Source organism: Pseudomonas putida S13.1.2 (assembly GCF_000498395.2).
GTDB classification, from domain to species: Bacteria; Pseudomonadota; Gammaproteobacteria; order Pseudomonadales; family Pseudomonadaceae; genus Aquipseudomonas; species Aquipseudomonas putida_Q.
In genome coordinates this window covers 5317686-5334585 of the sequence record NZ_CP010979.1, presented here as the reverse complement: position 1 = coordinate 5334585, position 16900 = coordinate 5317686, and the positions used below count along the sequence as shown (strand labels likewise).

Below are 16900 nucleotides of genomic sequence, written 5' to 3'. Positions count from 1 at the left end.
GTTTCAGGCTCAGCGCAGTACCTGTGGGAGCTGGCTTGCCGGCGATAGGGCCCTCACAGGCAATCACTCCGCCGGCTGCTTGAACACATAGAACAGATTAGGCTCACTGACCAGATAGATGGTCCCCGCCTCGTCCATCGCAATCCCCTCCGCCTGCGGCACTGTCGCCTGCAACCCATGAAAGCCCTTGCGCAACGACAAGGTACTCAGCGGCCTGCCCTCCACATCCAGCTCCAGCATCAGGCGCGATTCGTCCGACAGCGCCAGCAGGTGCCCACTGCGCTCATCGAACTGCAAGCTCGACAAGTCCCGCACAAACAGCCGTGAATCGCGCTTGCGGTCCTGCACCACATGCACGGCGTAGGGTTTTTCCGGGTTGTCATGGGGGAAACCATGCACCTCGTAGATCAACATCGGGTCACGCTCCTTCGCCACGAACAGGCGCTTGCCCGCCGAATCGTAGGCCAGGCCCTCGAAGCCTTTGTTGCCATTCAGGCCAATGCCCAGGCTGAGCTGTTCGGCATCACCGGCGTCGAGGAACATCGTGTCGTCTTCCAGCCGAACACGAATCAGCCGTTGTTGACGCTCGTCGGTGATGACATAGCTGTCAGGCCCCACATACTCCACCGCTTCCGGGTCGCCGAAGCCAGTCAGCGGTATGCGGCGCAGAATACGGCCCTCCAGCGACAGTTCAATCAGCTCCGAGCGGGCGTTGGTGACGGTGAACAGGGTCTTGCGGTCAGGGTCGTAGGTCAGCGCGGAGATATCGTCATCCAGCCCCTCGACCGGCTGCGCCTCCACCACCACACGGTAGCGGTCCAGGCCGATGCTCTGCTCGGCGGGCTGCCACCAGGTCTTGAGGTTGAACCAGCCACGCTCGAACAGGCGAAACTCCTGCCCGGCCCAGCCGAGCAGGAGCAGACCGATAACAGCCAGGGCAAGAAACAGGCGAATAAGACGACGCATGGGGCAGACTCGACATGGGGGTGGCGAATCTAACCATTAACGGCTGAAGCAAAGCTTAATGCCAGCGTCAGACAATTCTGATGATGTTGTCAGTTTTTCTTGAAGCGATAAAACAGCGCCGGCTCGCTGACCATGTACAGGTTGCCCTTGTCGTCCATGGCTACCCCTTCGGCGCGCGGAATGGTGTCTTCAAGCCCGTTGAAGCCGCCCAGCAAGGTCATGAAGCTGACCTGCTGGCCCTGCTCGTCCAGCTCCAGCAGCATGTTGGAGTCGGCCGACAGCACCAGCAGGTGGCCGGTACGCGGGTCGACACCCAAGGCAGACAGGTTGCGCAGGTCGAGTTCTTCGCTAGGCAACGGCTGCTTCTCCCCTTTGAGCGGGCTGCGGCCATCGCTGTTCCAGGTGTACAGCTTGGGCGGGCGCTCCTCGCCGATGATCAGGCGCTGGCGCAGCGGGTCCCAGGCCACCGCCTCGAAGCCCTTGTTGCTTTTGACCGACGGGCCCAGGTCGTGACTCTGGAAGTCGTCGTGGTTCAGCACCGTGGTCTTCTCGTCTACCTTGACCACGGTCAGGTCGTGCAGGCGCTCGTCGGTGATGGCAATGTTGCCGTCTTCCAGCACCGCGACGCCTTCCGGGTTGTTCCAGCCGTTGAGCGGGATCTTGCGCAGTACATCGCCCTCCAGGCTCAGCTCGACCAGGATCGGGTTCTTGCCCATGACCACGAACAGGGTGCGGGTATGCGGGTTGAAGGCCACATCCGAGGCTTCGTCATCGTCCATGCCCGGTAACGGTTTGGCATCGATGTCGACCTGATAGTCCGGCAACCACACGCTTTCGCTGCGTTCGGCGGTGCTTTCGAAACCTTCCTTCAGCCACAGCGCGCCGCGGTCATCCCAGTGCATGGCCACCGCGACGCCATAGCCGATCACCGCCGCCACGGCCAGGCCGAAGGGCCAGCGCAGGTAGAAGCGACGCTTGGGAGTTGCCGGGGCGCTGGAGGGTGATGGCATGCGGGCTTCCTGGAGGAATGGGTGTAGGTCCGCGCATTATCCGGATCAGGTGTGAAAAATCAGTAAACAGGACCGGCCTCTTCGCGGGTAAACCCGCGAAGCAGGCGACGCGGTGTCGAGTTAAAGCACCCGGCTTTCGAAGCGGCTCACGCCCGGCAGCTCCAGCACCAGCTCGTCACCGACATTGAATGGCCCCACGCCCGCCGGGGTGCCGGTGAGGATCACATCCCCCGCCTGCAGCGAGAAATGCGCCGCCATGTACTGGATCATCGGCACGATCGGGTTCAGCATCATCGCGCTGTTGCCGTCCTGGCGCACTTCGCCGTTGACGGTGAGGCGCACCGGGATGTCGGTCACGTCCTCGAAGCTGGCAGCGGAGACGAACGGCGGCAGCACGCAAGCGCCGTCAAAACACTTGGCCAGCTCCCACGGCAGACCCTTCTCTTTCAGCTTGGCCTGCACGTCGCGCAGGGTGAGGTCCAGCGCCGGGGCATAACCGGAAATGGCGTCCAGCACCTCTTCCTCGCTCGGATGGGTCGACAGCGGCTTGCCCAGCAGCACGGCAATTTCGGCCTCGTAGTGCACCGAACCACGCTCGACCGGGATCTTGAAGCCGCCCTCGGCAGGCACCACGCAGCTGCCCGGCTTGATGAACAGCAGCGGCTCGGTGGGGATCGGGTTGTCCAGTTCCTTGGCATGCTCGGCATAGTTACGGCCAATACACACCACCTTGCCCAGCGGGAAGTGAATGCGCGTGCCGTCTACGTACTGGTGCTGGTAACTCATGGCCGACTCCTCTGGATACTGCTTTTTATTCAGGTGCGAAGATCTTACCCGGATTCATGATGCCGTTAGGGTCGAAGACGGCCTTTATTGCCTTCATGCAGGCGATTTCTTCCGGCGAGCGGCTGTAGCCTAAATAGTCGCGCTTGGTCATGCCCACACCGTGCTCGGCCGAGATCGAGCCGTTGTAGTGCTTGACGATATCGAACACCCACTTGTTGACCTTGGTGCACGAGGCAAAGAAGTCGTCCTTGCTCATGTGCTCGGGCTTGAGGATGTTCAGGTGCAGGTTGCCATCGCCGATGTGGCCGTACCACACGACTTCGTAATCCGGGTAGTGCTCTGCGACGATGGCGTCGATATCACGCAGGAACGCGGGCACTTTCGACACGGTGACGGAAATGTCGTTCTTGTAGGGCGTCCAGTGCGAGATGGTTTCCGACAGGTACTCGCGCAGCTTCCACAGGTTTTTAAGCTGGGTGTCGCTCTGGCTCATTACCCCGTCCAGCACCCAGCCCTGCTCGACGCAATGCTCGAAGGTAGCCAACGCTTCGTTGGCGACTTCTTCAGTGCTGGCTTCGAACTCCAGCAGTGCATAGAACGGGCAGTCGGTCGCGAACGGGGCGGGTACATCACCGCGCGCGAGGATCTTGGCCAGGCCCTTGTCGGAGAAGAACTCGAAGGCTGTAAGGTCCAGCTTGCCCTGGAAGGCGTGCAGCACCGGCATGATCGAATCGAACTCCGGCGTGCCAAGCACCATGGCAGTGAGGTTGCGCGGGGCACGGTCCAGGCGCATGGTGGCCTCGACCACGAAGCCCAGCGTGCCTTCGGCGCCAATGAACAGCTGGCGCAGGTCATAGCCGGTGGCGTTCTTGATCAGGTCTTTGTTCAGCTCCAGCAACTCGCCCTTGCCGGTGACCACTTTCAGCCCGGCCACCCAGTTGCGGGTCATGCCGTAGCGAATCACCTTGATGCCGCCCGCGTTGGTGCCGATGTTGCCGCCAATCTGGCTGGAGCCGCTGGAAGCGAAGTCCACCGGGTAATACAGGCCCTGCTCTTCGGCGTAGGTTTGCAGCTGCCGGGTAATTACCCCCGGCTGGCAGACCACGGTGCGGTCGAAGGCATTGAAGGCGAGAATCTGGTTCATGTAGTCGAATGAAACGACAACCTCGCCATTGGCCGCCACGGCGCCGGCAGAAAGCCCGGTGCGCCCGCCCGATGGCACCAGGGCCACCTTGTGCGCATTGGCCCAGCGCACAATGGCCTGCACCTGCTCTACTGTCTTGGGGAAGACGATGGCGCTGGGCGCCGGGGGGTAATGCTTGGTCCAATCCTTGCCATACGCTTCGAGGGAAGCCGCGTCGGTCAGGACCTTGCCAGGGTCGACAAGGGTCATCAGTTCTTCAATAACAGCGGGGTGGGTCATCGCTGGACTCTCGACTTATTCATAGTCACCCTGAGCACTCTTCACCTGTCGGGATAAGCTCAGATTGTGTCGCGTATGCTAGCATAGCCCTCCCGCTGTTCATGCTAAGGCTGCCCTCGCGCCTGGCATCACCCCTCGCCATTTTTTCTCCGGGATACAGGTTTACGCAGATGAGCAAGACTTCTCTCGACAAGAGCAAGATCCGGTTCCTTCTTCTTGAAGGTGTGCACCAGAACGCGGTCGATACCCTCAAGGCCGCCGGCTACACCAACATCGAATACCTCACTGGTTCGTTGCCGGAAGCCGAGCTGAAGGAAAAGATCGCCGATGCCCACTTCATCGGCATCCGTTCGCGCACCCAGCTCACCGAAGAGATCTTCGACTGCGCCAAGAAACTGGTAGCCGTTGGCTGCTTCTGCATCGGCACCAACCAGGTCGACCTGGCAGCTGCCCGCGAGCGCGGTATCGCCGTATTCAACGCACCGTACTCCAACACCCGTTCGGTGGCCGAGCTGGTGCTGGCCGAGGCCATCCTGCTGCTGCGCGGTATCCCTGAGAAGAACGCCTCCTGCCACCGTGGCGGCTGGATCAAGAGCGCGGCCAACTCGTTCGAAATCCGCGGTAAAAAACTGGGCATCGTAGGCTACGGCTCGATCGGTACACAGCTGTCGGTACTGGCCGAAAACCTGGGCATGCAGGTGTACTTCTACGACCCGCTCACCAAACTGCCGCTGGGCAACGCGGTGCAGGTCACCAGCCTGAACGAGCTGCTGGGCCTTGCCGACATCGTTTCGCTGCACGTGCCTGAGCTGCCATCCACCCAGTGGATGATCGGCGAAAAAGAAATTCGCGCAATGAAGAAGGGCGCGATCCTGATCAACGCCGCCCGTGGCACCGTGGTCGAGCTGGACCACCTGGCCGCCGCCATCAAGGACAAGCACCTGATTGGCGCCGCCATCGATGTGTTCCCGGTTGAGCCGCGCTCCAACGATGAAGAGTTCGAGAGCCCGCTGCGCGGCCTGGACAACGTGATCCTGACCCCGCACATCGGTGGTTCCACTGCTGAAGCCCAGGCCAACATCGGCCTGGAAGTGGCCGAGAAGCTGGTCAAGTACAGCGACAACGGTACCTCGGTGTCCTCGGTCAACTTCCCGGAAGTGGCCCTGCCAGCTCACCCAGGCAAGCACCGCCTGCTGCACATCCACGAAAACATCCCGGGCGTGCTCAGCGAGATCAACAAGGTCTTCGCAGAGAACGGCATCAACATTTCCGGTCAGTTCCTGCAGACCAACGAGAAAGTCGGTTACGTGGTGATCGACGTCGACGCCGAGTACTCGGACCTGGCGCAAGAGAAGCTGCAGCAGGTCAAGGGCACCATCCGTTCCCGCGTCCTGTTCTAAGTTTGCTTGCAGCATGAAAAAGGGAGGCCCTGGTGGCCTCCCTTTTTTTATTTCACTTCAACAGTGATCTTCTTCGATTCTACGCTTGGCTTGAACGGCACGTGATACTGGTCACCCAGGATCAGTTGCAGGGTGTGCTTGCCTGGCGTCAGGGTGATGCTGGTTTCGGTCTGCGCCTTGCCGAAGTGCAGCACTTGCGGGCCCGCCGGCAGTGCGGTGCCAGCTTCTGGCATCAGGCTGGTCGGCAGCGGCATGTCGGCCACGGGGTCTTTATCCACATCCACCAGCAGGTGGTGGTGGCCGCTGTGCGGGGTCTGGTCACCCGCAGGCTTGAGTGCCATACCCTCGATGCCGAACTTGACGGTGAAGGTCTTGTCGACCGTGGCACCATCGGCGGGGGAAACGATGAAGACCTTGGCATCCTTGGGCGGCTCCTGGCTCTTCAGGGCGTCCGCAGCAACGGCGAAAACCGACGCTCCCATTAGCAGACCGGCAACGGCAGCGCGCGAAAATAGGCTGTTCATTCACTTCTCCTGTGATTCACTTATTGACCGCCACCCTTCATCCGGCGGCGACGGTAGTTCACCTTAGTTGAAATAATCGCCAAGGTGTTCACATTGCCTGACAGAAAAATTTCAGTCAGGGTTAAACAATGTCGAGGCTTCAAGGTCATAGGCTGCGCTCGATCACGGCGAGGAAGAAAGCCGTGACGAAAGTTTTCAATCTGTTAAAAGAAAAGGGGCAATCATGCGTTCGACCATAGGGGTACTGCTGGCAGTACTGATCAGTCCATTGGCCCAGGCGGAGCTGATCGACGAAATCGCCGACCGGGGCGAACTGCGCATTGCCGTACAGGCGGACAACTCGCCGTACGCCTTCAAACAAGATGACCACCTGACGGGTTTCGACATCGAGTTTGGCCAGGACCTGGCCAGGGAGCTGGACTTGCGCGCCGAGTTCGTCGAAGCCCCGGCTGATGAAGTACTGACAGGTGTCGAGAGTGGCAAGTACGACATTGCACTCACGCCATCGAGTGAGGCGCCCAAGGGCGACGGCCCGCTTGATGTGAGCCTGCCGTTTGCCGAGAAGAAACTGGTGATCCCGTTCCAGAAGGACAACCCGGCGTTTGAAAGTGCGGTGAACAATGCGCTGCAGCGCTTGAAAGACAGTGGCCGCACGGCCGAGCTTGAGCAGAAGTGGTTCAAGGGTGTGCAGGAGACTGCGGCCGGGCAGTAAGGTTTTTATTGCCTGCCCCGGCCCTTTCGCGGGTGAACCCGCTCCCACAGGTATTCCACAGGCCAAGAGTCATGTGGTGATCCTGTGGGAGCGGGTTTACCCGCGAAGAGGCCGGTACAGGCTTAAGCAGAAAGCCCAGCCAGCACAGCCTGCGCTTGCGCAAGCTCCAGCTCACTGAAAACCTGCACCCCGGCCCGCCGCAATAGCGCCGTGGTCACCCCTTCCCCCGCCACCTTCACGCCACTGAACGTGCCGTCGTAGGTCAACCGGTTACCACACGAAGGGCTACCCGACTTCAGCACCGCCACACGGATGCCATGCCGACGCACCAGTTCCAGCGCCAGCTGCGCCCCGGCCAGAAATTCGGCACTGACATCTTCGCCCGTTACCGTCAGCACCTGTGCAGTGCCATCAAGCACCTCGCCGCCCTGCCCGCCCGGAATCTCCGCTGGCGGGCGCGGGGTGGGCAAGCCACCGGCCACCTCTGGGCACAACGGCACCACGCGCCCTTCGGCCTGCCATTGCTGCAACAGGTCCGGGTGCCCGCTGGCCCGGCCGTCATAGCGCACCGGCTGCCCCAGCAGGCAGGCGCTGACCAGCACCTTGGGCAAATCAGAACGGGTCATTGCCACGGCGCCTGAACCAACCGGTCAACGACAGCCGCTCACGGCCGGCCGGCAGCACTTCGTGGGGCACTTCACCCGACAGAAACACCACCAGGCAACCCGCCACAGGCTCGACGTCGAGTTCCACGTCGCCTGCCAGGAACATGCGCAACTGGCCACCGTCCTGCGGCTGCCAGCCTTCATTCAGGTACAGCACGGCCGAGACCATGCGCCGGTCATCGTCGCGAAAGCGGTCCAGGTGCCGGCGATAAAACGCCCCAGGTGGGTACAGGGCAAAATGGCATTCGAAGTCTTCCAGGCCCAGGAACAGGCCCTGGTTGATGGCCAGGCGAAGCTGGTCCATGGCCGACAGGTACTGGTCGCAGGCCTCGGCCTGCCCCGGGTCGATCCACTGGATCTGGTCGCCGCGAATGGCTTCGCGCACCTCTTGGGTAACACCGCGCCCAACCCCCGCAGGGTTCAGCTCGCCTTCGGCATCACGCCGCCGGCATTCGGCCGCCAGCGCGCGCACCAGTTCGCCAGGCAGAAAGAGCGCCTGCCGGGACCAGCCATGGGTGGCCAGATCGTCGACGACGGCCGCAAGCATCGGGTGTTCAGGGGAGATGTGCATGGCGCGCATCATATCCATTCGCCCTGTCGCCGCACAGCGCCACTTGGCCGAGAAACACGCGGATATCTCGACAAACCGGCGCCGGGGCAAGGACAATAGCCACCTGCCGACAGGAGTCCTGAATGCGCCGTCTGTTTTCCCTGATTCTGCTGATGATCTGCACCATGCCTGTCTGGGCAGACAACCTGGATCAACTGTACAAGGCCGCCGGCTGGCCCGACCAGCGCGCCCACTTCATCGATGCCCTGAGCGCCGCCCAGGAACGCTACCGCAACAGTTTGCCACCCGCCGTCTACCAGGCGCTGGTCAACAACAGCAACCAGCGCTTCCAGGCCCAGGCGGTGGACCGCCGCGCCCAGGCAAAGCTGCGCGCCACCCTGGCCAACCCGGCTCCGGCCCTGGCGTTCTTCCAGTCACCGCTGGGGCGCAAGGTGGTAGCCGCCGAACTCAAGGCCACCCGCAAAGACGAGTTGGCCAAGAACGCCAAAGGCTTGCCGAAGATCCAGGCCAGCGACGACCGCCTGCTGGTCATCGGCCACCTGGCCCAGGCCCTGCCAGCGCGTGAAGCCGGCGCCGAAGTGAGCCTGGCCATCGCCGGCGTCGCAGCCGATAGCCTCAGCTCGATGATCCCGGGCTTGTTCGGCGGCGGCCAGGCCCAGGGCCTGCTCGACGGCCAGCGCCAGCGGCTGATGGGGCAGATTGGCGAAGACCTCAACAACACGCTGCTGTACGTCTACCGCGACCTGTCCGATGCCGAGCTGGAACAGTTCGCCACCTTTGCCGAGTCGGCCGACGGCAAGGCCTACTACCAGGCGGCCCTGGCCGCTGTGCGTGCCGGTCTGGCAGTTGGCCAGAGCGCCAACGACCTGAAATGATCAGCCCAGGCGCTGGTCGATGAAATCGAAGTAGCGCTGGCGGATGCCCGGTAGCTCGTTGGCCAGGTGGTGGCGGGCTTCGGGCAGCATCAGGATTTGCGGCTCGGCAAACTTGGCCTTGAGCACTTCGAGGTTGTAGGGCCAGTCCACTGTGCCATCAGCCTCCCCCTGCACGATCAACGGCTGCCGCGAACTGCGCGGCGCGGCCTCGATGCGTTTGACCCAGGCGATCAGTGCGCCCACCCAGGCAGTTGGCAAGCGACGCGGTTGCAGCGGGTCGGCCTCCAGAAACGGCAGGAAGGCCGGGTCGTTGGTGTTTTCGCTGAAGCGCCGTTCGATGCCGTTGACGAAATGCCGCAGCACCCGGTAGCTGAACTTCGACCAACGCCAGGAACACGGCCGCACCAGCGGTGCCAACAGGATGACCTGACCGTTGACCGGGCTGCGCGCCCCCTGATGCAGCAAATGGTCCACGGCAATGGCGCCGCCCGTGCTCTGCCCGCACAGGTGCCAGGGGCACGGCAGTTGCAGCAGGCGCGCCTGTTCGAACAGGGCCTCCAGCACCTGCTGGTACACCGCAAAATCGCTGATGCTGGCCCGCTCCCCGCTGGACAGGCCGTGGCCGGGCAGGTCGCAGCTGATCACGGCGAACCCCTGCTTGAGTGCCCACTCGATCACATGCCGGTAAAGGCCCATGTGGTCGTAGTAGCCGTGCAGCAAGAACAGCGTCGCGGTTGGCTGCTTGGGCAACCAGGCCTGCCCGACCAGGTCGAAGCCCGCCGCCTGAAAACCGCCCAGCCAGCTGTGTACCGGCAGGTTCAGGCCGTAGAAGCGCTGGTAGGCCTGCGCCTCGGTCGTCAACGGCTGGCGAGCGGCCAATGGCGCCAGGCGGGTGCGCAGGAGGTCGGGGTGAAAAGCAGCAGGCATCGAGCACATCCACATTGATGCAAGTATTGATCTGGAATCTTCAGCTCTGGCCGGCGTCATGGCAAGCTTGGGCTATGTTTCACCTGAACTGGCCCTATCGCCGGCAAGCCAGCTCCCACAGGTTATCCTCGGGCCTGAGGTCAGCGGATAACCTGTGGGAGCTGGCTTGCCGGCGATAGGGCCAGTGAACCCACCACAAGATATCCGCAGACATCCATGCAGACGCGACTCGTCAAACCAATCTTGATTGCCCTTGCCCTGCCACTCTGCACCGCTCTGGCCTGGCAGGCCTACACCACCTTCCAGGCCCGCTACCTGCGCCCGTTCGACAACCAAGCCACGCTGTTCGACGGCAGCCAGCTGCAGCTCCCTGCCGAACTGGCCGGCCCCGGCCCGGTTCGTGTGGTGCATTTCTGGGACCCGGCGTGCCCGTGCAATGTCGGCAACCAGCAACACCTGGGCGACCTGGTCAGCCAGTTCGCAGGCCACGGCGTTACCTTCCACGTGCTGCAAAAGCCCGGCAGCCACGGCCAACTGCCCGCCAACCTCACCGCCCTCAAGCCTATCGCCAACCTGCCCGGCAGCGAGCACCTGCCCGCCTCCCCAGCCGTGGCCATCTGGGACCGGCAAGGCCGCCTGGCGTACTTTGGCCCATACAGCGAAGGCGCGGTGTGCAACGCCAGCAACAGCTTCGTCGAGCCCATCCTCAAGGCCCTGCTCGACGGCCGCCAGGTCAGCGCCTCCAATACCCTTGCAGTGGGCTGCTACTGCCCTTGGGCGGGCTGACGCACCCGCGCCGGGTTACCCACCACCGTCACACCCGCGGGCACATCCCGCGTCACCACACTGCCGGCGCCCACCACGGCGTTGTCGCCAATGGTCACCCCCGGCAGGATGATCGCCGCACCGCCAATCCACACGTTGTTGCCAATGGTCACCGGCCGCCCACTCTCCAGCCCGCTGCGTCGCACCTCGGGGTCAAGCGGATGGTCGGCGGTGTAGATCTGCACGTTCGGGCCGATCTGGCAATCGTCGCCGATACGCACCTGTACTACGTCGAGGATCACGCAGTTGAAGTTCATGAAGGTATTGCGACCGACGCTGATGTTGTAGCCGTAGTCGCAATAGAACGGCGGGCGGATCACCGCGCCTGCGCCAACTTCATCGAAGTGTTCGGCCAACAGCCCGTGACGGGCATCGTTGAGCAGTTCGACGCTGCTGTTGTAGCGGTGCATCCAGTGCTTGTTGGCGATCTGCTCGGCCTGCAGCTGCGGGCAGCCAGCGTGGTAGAGCTGGCCGGCCAGCATTTTCTGTTTTTCGCTGAGGGACATGGAAACTCCTTCCTGGGGCTATGCTCTGTTCGCGAATCCGCCGATGATCGGACCACATTTTTTGCTTGAACGCACAAGGAGTCTGCATGAAGCGCAGCCTGACCCTGTTGGCCGTGGTTGTGGCCGTGGCCGCTGGCGCCGGTTACTGGTACGTGCAGGGCAAACTGCCACAGCGCGAGGGCGAGGTGGCCATGGCCGGCCTGCAAGCGCAGGTCACTGTGCGCTACGACGGCCGCGGCGTGCCGCACCTGCAGGCGCAGAGCGAGCCAGACCTGTATCGCGCCTTGGGTTATGTGCATGCCCAGGACCGGCTGTTCCAGATGGAGATCCTGCGCCGGCTGGCCCGTGGTGAACTGGCCGAAGTGCTGGGCGACAAGCTGCTGCCCACCGATACCCTGTTCCGCAGCCTGCGCATTCGCGAACAGGCCGCACTGATGGCCAAGCGTCAGGACCCGCAATCACCTGCCTGGCAGGCCCTGCAAGCCTACCTCGACGGGGTCAACAGCTGGCAGGCCAGCCATGCCAAGCCCATGGAGTTCGACCTGCTCGGCATCACCCCGCGCCCGTTCACCGCCGAAGACACCCTGAGTATCGCCGGTTACCTGGCCTACAGCTTCGCCGCCGCGTTTCGCACCGAGCCCGCGCTCACCTACATTCGCGACCAGCTAGGGCCTGAATACCTGAACATCTTCGACCTCGGCTGGCAACCCGAAGGCGCCTTGGGCACGCCACTGGCTGCTGCCGACTGGCAAAGCCTGGAATCCCTCGCCCGGCTCAGCCATGAAGCACTGGGCGACGCCGGTATCCCGCAGTTCGAAGGCAGTAACGCCTGGGCGGTGGCCGGCAGCCACACCCGCAGTGGCAAGCCGCTGCTGGCCGGCGACCCGCATATCGGCTTCGCGGTACCTGCAGTTTGGTACGAGGCCGAACTGTCGGCGCCCGGCTTCAACCTGTATGGCTACTTCCAGGCGCTCAACCCGTTCGCCTTGCTGGGCCATAACCGCGACTTCGGCTGGAGCCTGACCATGTTCCAGAACGACGACGTCGACCTGATCGCCGAGCGCACCAACCCGGCCGACGCCAACCAGGTCATGGTCGACGGCAAATGGCAGGCGCTGGAAAAGACCGAACAGCAGATCGCGGTGAAAGGCGAAGCGCCGGTCACCCTAAGCCTGCGCCGCTCGCCCCATGGCCCGATCGTCAACGACGTGCTGGGCGCCACGGCCGGGCCCACGCCAATCGCCATGTGGTGGGCGTTTCTGGAAACCGAAAACCCGATCCTCGAAGGTTTTTACCAGCTCAACCGCGCCGATACCCTGGGCAAGATGCGCGAAGCCGCTGCCAAGGTCCACGCGCCGGGGCTGAACTTTGTCTGGGCCAATGCCCGTGGCGATATCGGCTGGTGGGCGGCGGCAAAGCTGCCAATCCGCCCAGACGGCGTCGACCCCGCGTTCATCCTCGACGGCGCCAGCGTGCAGGCCGACAAACTCGGTTTCTACCCCTTCAACGTCAACCCGCAGCAGGAGAACCCGGCCCGCGGCTATATCGTCTCGGCCAACTATCAGCCCCCGGCAGCGGTGCCGATACCGGGCTACTACAACTTGCCCGACCGTGGCCGCCAGCTCGACCGCCAACTGGCCAACCCTGAGGTGAAATGGGACACGCAGAACAGCCAGGCACTGCAGCTGGACACCGCCAGCGACCATGGCCCGCGCACCCTAGCCCCGCTGCTGGCAACGCTGCGCGCGGTGGCCGAAGGTGACGAAGAGAAGGAACTGGTCGAGCAACTGGCTGCCTGGCGCGGCGACTACCCGCTGGACTCGACCAGCGCCACGCTGTTCAACCAGTTCCTCTACGAACTGGCATTTGCTGCCCTGCATGACGAACTGGGTGACACGTGGTTCCCGGTACTGATCAGCACCCGTGCCATCGATGCCGCCTTGCCGCGCTTGGCGGCGGATGCCAATTCACCCTGGTGGAACACCCGCGGAGGCAACCTGCGCACCGACCGGACCGCCATCGTGCGCACGGCTTGGCAGAGCAGTTTGAAGCACCTGCGTGACGCTCTGGGCAGCGACCCGGCCAGCTGGCAATGGGGCAAGGCGCATACCCTGACCCACAACCACCCGCTGGGGGTGAAAAAGCCACTGAACCTGCTGTTCAACGTCGGGCCGTTCGCCGCACCCGGTACCCATGAAGTGCCGAACAACCTCTCGGCGAAGATCGGCCCGGCGCCATGGCCGGTCACCTATGGGCCATCGACCCGCCGGCTGATCGACTTTGCCGATGCCGGGCAGGCACTGACCATCAACCCTGTCGGGCAGAGTGGCGTGCCGTTCGACAGGTATTATGCAGACCAGGCCAAGGGGTATGTGCAGGGGCAGTACCAGCGGGCGCAGATGGGGGTGATTCCGGCGCAAAGTACCTTGCGGTTAGTACCAGGCCAATGAGCCAGAGGGCTGCTGCGCAGCCCATCGCCGGCAAGCCAGCTCCCACAGGTTCGGCGTAGGCCTGACGACTTGTGAAGTACCTGTGGGAGCTGGCTTGCCGGCGATGGGCCGCGAAGCGGCCCCATTCAAACTTTTATCCCTGCCATTTGCCGCCTTCGACAATCACGCTTTCCGGCTTGGTGTCATCGCTCAGTTCCTTGCGCACATACTGGTCATACAGTTTCAGCAAGAATTTCTCTTCCCCAAGCTTGGCCAGCTCGGCGTTCACCCAGTCACGCAGCTCGGTGTTGCCCTTCTTCACCGCCGGCGCAATCGGCGCTTCGTCACCCAGCAGCTGCGGCAGCACGCGGTAGCCCGGGTTCTGCTTGGCCCAGCTGAACAGGATCAGGTTGTCCTGGGCATAGGCATCGCCACGGCCAGTGGCCAGGGCTTGCAGCGACTCGCTGTTCTTCTCGAACTTGAGCAGTTTCCAGTCAGGGTGATTTTTGGTCAGCCAGATATCGGCTGTGGTGCCGGTGGTGACGATGATGGTCTTGTCGGCCAGGTCGTCGAGCTTCTGCACCGGGCTGCCATCCGCCACAATGGCCTGCACGGCAACGCGCAGGTTGGGGTTGGTGAAGTCCACCGCTTCCTTGCGCTCCGGGGTCACGGTCATGTTGGCGAGGATCAGGTCGACCTTGTCGCTCTGCAGGAATGGAATACGGCTGGCCGGTTCCACGGCAACGAACTCGACCTTGTTTTCATCACCCAGCAGGTCCTTGGCCAGCCGGCGGCCAATGTCGGTGTCAAAGCCCACATAGCGGCCTTTTTCATCGACGAAGCCAAACGGCGGCTTGTCGGTGAACACCCCGACAATCAGCTTGTCGCGGGCCTTGATGGTTTCCAGGTAGCTGGTGGCTGGCGACGCCGCTGCCGGCTTGGGCGGTTCTTCGGCCTTGTTGCAGCCGGCCAGCAGGGCCAGGCCGAACAACGGCGCCAGCAGTTTGGTGAGGTTGGCAGTTTTCATGACAGTTCCTTGTGCAGTGTCTTTGGCAGGCTTTCTACGAAGGAGAATTTCTCCAGGAACTGCTGCGCGCGTGCGGTCTGCGGTTTGGTGAAGAAGCTCTCGGGGTCGCCTTGTTCAAGGATCCTGCCGGCCTCCATGAACACGATGCGGTCGGCCACCGCGCGAGCGAAGGCCATTTCGTGGGTAACGATGAGCAGGGTCATGCCGTCGCGGGCAAGGCCCTGGATCACCTGCAGCACTTCCTTGACCATTTCCGGGTCGAGTGCGGCGGTAACCTCGTCGAACAGCATCACCTCGGGGTTCATGCAAAGTGAGCGCACGATGGCGATGCGCTGTTGCTGGCCCCCGGACAATTGCCGCGGGAAGGCGTCGCGTTTGTCCAGCAGGCCGACCCGCGCCAGCAGTGCCTCGGCCTGGGCCTGCGCTTCGGCACGCTCGCGCTTTTGCACCTTGAGCGGGCCAAGCAGCAGGTTGTCGATCACGCTCATGTGGCCGAACAGGTGATAGCTCTGAAACACCATGCCCACCCGCTGGCGAACGTCGCGCCAGTCGGTGCGCGGGTCGAGCAGCTCTTGCCCGGCCAGCCGCAGGTGGCCGCTGTGGGCCTGCTCCAGGCCGTTGAGGCAGCGCAGCAGCGTGCTCTTGCCGCAACCGCTGGGGCCGAGGATGACCACCACTTCGCCGGCCGCCACCTTGAGGTCGACGTCCTTGAGTACCTGGTGCTCGCCAAAAAACTTGTTGAAACCCTGGAATTCGATCAATGCGCTCATGAGTGTGCCCAACGGCGTTCCAGCACGCGCGAAGCGGCGGACAGCGGATAACAGACGATGAAGAAGAACAGAAACAAGGCGCCGTAGATCAGCACCGATTCGTAGGTGCGTTCGATGATCTGCTGGCCGGCCTTGATCACCTCGACCACGCCGATCAACACCGCCAGCGAGCTGGTCTTGATGATCCGCGTGTAGATGTTGATAGTCGGTGGGGTCATGCGCTTGAGTGCCTGCGGCAGCAACACGTAGCCATACAGCTGCCAGCCGGCCAGGCCGATCGACAGCCCGGCCTCGCGCTGGCCTCGCGGCAGCGAAGCCAGGGCCCCGCGCACCACCTCGCCCACCTCGCTGGCGCCCCACAGGGCCAGTACCAGCACGGCGCACCAGAAGCTGGGGATGCTCAGGGCAAAGAAGATCGGCAGGCCGAAGAACACCAGGTACAGCCAGACCAGCACCGGGATGGCGCGGAACAGCTCCAGGTACACCTGCAAGGCGATGTTCAGGGCACGGTTGCCCAGGGTTGCCAGCACGCCGTACAGCACGCCACCCAGCGTTGCGAACAGAATGCCCAGCGCCGAGATGGCCAAGGTCTGCCCGGCGCCGCCGGCCAGCTGCGGCAACGCCTGCAGCAACAGGTCAAATCCCGAACTGGCCATGTTGCAGCCTCCTTTCCACATAGCGCAGCAGCAACGAAAGCGGCAGGAACAGCAGCACGCAGAGCAGGGTCAGCACGGTGAGCATTTCGTAGGTCTTGTAGTACAGCGCGATGTAGTTCTTGGTGGTGTAGAGGATTTCCGGCACGGCCACCGCCGACACCACGGTGGTTTCCTTGAGCAGGAAGATGAAATTGGCGAACAGTGCCGGCAGGCTGAGGATACCGGCCTGGGGCAGCACCACATGGCGCAGCAGCTGGCCCTCGGACAGGCCGATGGAGCGCCCGGACTCAAGCTGGGCACGCGGCACGGCCTCGATGCCGGCCCGCAACACCTCGGTGAGGTAGGCACCGCCCATGAAGGTCATGGTGATGATCGCAGCGGAAAAACCGGAAATCTTCAGGCCCAGGCTGGGCAGTGCGAAGTAGACGAAGAACAGCTGGATCAGCAGCGGCGTGTTGCGCGCCAGCTCCACGTAGGCTTTGACCAGGCGCCACAGGTAGGGGGTGCGTAGTACCAGCAGGGTGGCATTGAACAGGGCGACCAGTAGCGAGGTGGCAATGGCGATCAGGCCTACCTGCAAGGTCACACCCACGGCCTTGAGGAAGGCGGGTAGCGTGCTGAGGATGAATGCGGTGTCGAGAGTCATGGGTAGAGCAAGTCTGCAGGGTGCGCGAGGGCACAATCACTAGACTCTAATGATCTAAAAACTTTTTAATAAATATCTTTATTGCATATGCATAGTACAGGCAAACACGCCCTTTGTAGGAGCGGCCTTGTGTCGCGAAAGGGCCGCAAAGCGGCCCCGGCGATGGCAGGTTTAACGCAAAC

The 16900-nt window shown here is 62.9% G+C and carries 18 protein-coding genes; 5 read left to right on the top strand and 13 right to left on the bottom strand.

Annotated elements, in window-relative coordinates:
* Positions 1–63: 63 nt before the first annotated feature.
* The 4 genes from N805_RS23575 to N805_RS23560 all read right to left on the bottom strand — a co-directional run bounded on the left by N805_RS23575 (position 64) and on the right by N805_RS23560 (position 4185).
* Positions 64–966, bottom strand: coding sequence for an SdiA-regulated domain-containing protein (locus N805_RS23575; RefSeq protein WP_019472498.1), 903 nt, complete (start codon positions 964–966; stop codon positions 64–66).
* An 89-nt stretch (positions 967–1055) separates the two neighbouring features.
* On the bottom strand, positions 1056–1976 hold the full coding sequence (locus N805_RS23570; RefSeq protein ID WP_019472497.1) for an SdiA-regulated domain-containing protein: 921 nt from the start codon (positions 1974–1976) through the stop codon (positions 1056–1058).
* Between the two features lie 120 nt (positions 1977–2096).
* Positions 2097–2762 carry a fumarylacetoacetate hydrolase family protein gene (locus N805_RS23565; RefSeq protein WP_019472496.1) on the bottom strand — a complete coding sequence of 222 codons (666 nt, stop codon included), beginning with the start codon at positions 2760–2762 and terminating at the stop codon, positions 2097–2099.
* 25 nt (positions 2763–2787) lie between these two features.
* Complete coding sequence (locus N805_RS23560; RefSeq protein WP_019472495.1) at positions 2788–4185, bottom strand: FAD-binding oxidoreductase; 1398 nt, start codon at positions 4183–4185, stop codon at positions 2788–2790.
* A 170-nt stretch (positions 4186–4355) separates the two neighbouring features.
* Here N805_RS23560 and serA point away from each other — a divergent pair, with 170 nt between their 5' ends.
* Entirely contained in the window at positions 4356–5585 is a 1230-nt protein-coding gene (gene serA, locus N805_RS23555) for a phosphoglycerate dehydrogenase (protein ID WP_019472494.1), read from the top strand.
* A gap of 47 nt (positions 5586–5632) precedes the next feature.
* On the opposite strand, the gene N805_RS23550 is transcribed toward serA, so the two are convergent.
* Positions 5633–6109 carry a DUF4399 domain-containing protein gene (locus N805_RS23550; RefSeq protein ID WP_019472493.1) on the bottom strand — a complete coding sequence of 159 codons (477 nt, stop codon included), beginning with the start codon at positions 6107–6109 and terminating at the stop codon, positions 5633–5635.
* Between the two features lie 223 nt (positions 6110–6332).
* On the opposite strand from N805_RS23550, the gene N805_RS23545 reads away from it, so the two are divergent.
* Positions 6333–6821, top strand: coding sequence for a transporter substrate-binding domain-containing protein (locus tag N805_RS23545; protein WP_019472492.1), 489 nt, complete (start codon positions 6333–6335; stop codon positions 6819–6821).
* 122 nt (positions 6822–6943) lie between these two features.
* Here the strand turns inward: N805_RS23545 and N805_RS23540 are convergent, their stop codons facing one another.
* Positions 6944–7447 carry a DUF523 domain-containing protein gene (locus N805_RS23540; protein WP_019472491.1) on the bottom strand — a complete coding sequence of 168 codons (504 nt, stop codon included), beginning with the start codon at positions 7445–7447 and terminating at the stop codon, positions 6944–6946.
* Positions 7434–8066 carry a 2OG-Fe(II) oxygenase gene (locus tag N805_RS23535; RefSeq protein ID WP_026034581.1) on the bottom strand — a complete coding sequence of 211 codons (633 nt, stop codon included), beginning with the start codon at positions 8064–8066 and terminating at the stop codon, positions 7434–7436. Before N805_RS23535 ends, N805_RS23540 begins: the two co-directional genes overlap by 14 nt.
* A 113-nt stretch (positions 8067–8179) precedes the next feature.
* On the opposite strand from N805_RS23535, the gene N805_RS23530 reads away from it, so the two are divergent.
* Positions 8180–8932, top strand: a complete 753-nt coding sequence (locus tag N805_RS23530; RefSeq protein ID WP_019472489.1) for a DUF2059 domain-containing protein — start codon at positions 8180–8182, stop codon at positions 8930–8932.
* Here the strand turns inward: N805_RS23530 and N805_RS23525 are convergent, their stop codons facing one another.
* Positions 8933–9859: an alpha/beta hydrolase gene (locus tag N805_RS23525; protein ID WP_019472488.1), complete on the bottom strand. Its 927-nt coding sequence runs from the start codon at positions 9857–9859 to the stop codon at positions 8933–8935.
* Positions 9860–10075: 216 nt separating this feature from the next.
* Between N805_RS23525 and N805_RS23520 the strand changes: the two genes are divergently transcribed.
* Positions 10076–10645, top strand: coding sequence for a DUF6436 domain-containing protein (locus N805_RS23520; protein ID WP_019472487.1), 570 nt, complete (start codon positions 10076–10078; stop codon positions 10643–10645).
* Here the strand turns inward: N805_RS23520 and N805_RS23515 are convergent.
* On the bottom strand, positions 10624–11190 hold the full coding sequence (locus tag N805_RS23515; RefSeq protein WP_019472486.1) for a sugar O-acetyltransferase: 567 nt from the start codon (positions 11188–11190) through the stop codon (positions 10624–10626). The two genes, N805_RS23520 and N805_RS23515, sit on opposite strands and share 22 nt — an antisense overlap.
* A gap of 86 nt (positions 11191–11276) precedes the next feature.
* Here N805_RS23515 and N805_RS23510 point away from each other — a divergent pair, with 86 nt between their 5' ends.
* Entirely contained in the window at positions 11277–13640 is a 2364-nt protein-coding gene (locus N805_RS23510; protein WP_019472485.1) for a penicillin acylase family protein, read from the top strand.
* A 133-nt stretch (positions 13641–13773) separates the two neighbouring features.
* Here the strand turns inward: N805_RS23510 and N805_RS23505 are convergent, their stop codons facing one another.
* From N805_RS23505 to N805_RS23490, 4 genes are read right to left on the bottom strand one after another with little or no spacing between them, the layout of a single operon-like run.
* The gene (locus tag N805_RS23505) at positions 13774–14646 is read right to left on the bottom strand and encodes a transporter substrate-binding domain-containing protein (RefSeq protein ID WP_019472484.1); all 873 of its coding nucleotides are present in this window, start codon (positions 14644–14646) and stop codon (positions 13774–13776) included.
* Positions 14643–15416 carry an amino acid ABC transporter ATP-binding protein gene (locus N805_RS23500; protein WP_019472483.1) on the bottom strand — a complete coding sequence of 258 codons (774 nt, stop codon included), beginning with the start codon at positions 15414–15416 and terminating at the stop codon, positions 14643–14645. The genes N805_RS23505 and N805_RS23500 overlap by 4 nt, the downstream gene beginning before the upstream one ends.
* Entirely contained in the window at positions 15413–16072 is a 660-nt protein-coding gene (locus N805_RS23495; protein ID WP_019472482.1) for an amino acid ABC transporter permease, read from the bottom strand. The genes N805_RS23500 and N805_RS23495 overlap by 4 nt, the downstream gene beginning before the upstream one ends.
* A complete protein-coding gene (locus tag N805_RS23490) occupies positions 16053–16718 on the bottom strand; it encodes an amino acid ABC transporter permease (RefSeq protein ID WP_019472481.1) in 666 nt (221 codons plus the stop codon). The genes N805_RS23495 and N805_RS23490 overlap by 20 nt, the downstream gene beginning before the upstream one ends.
* Positions 16719–16900: the final 182 nt, after the last annotated feature.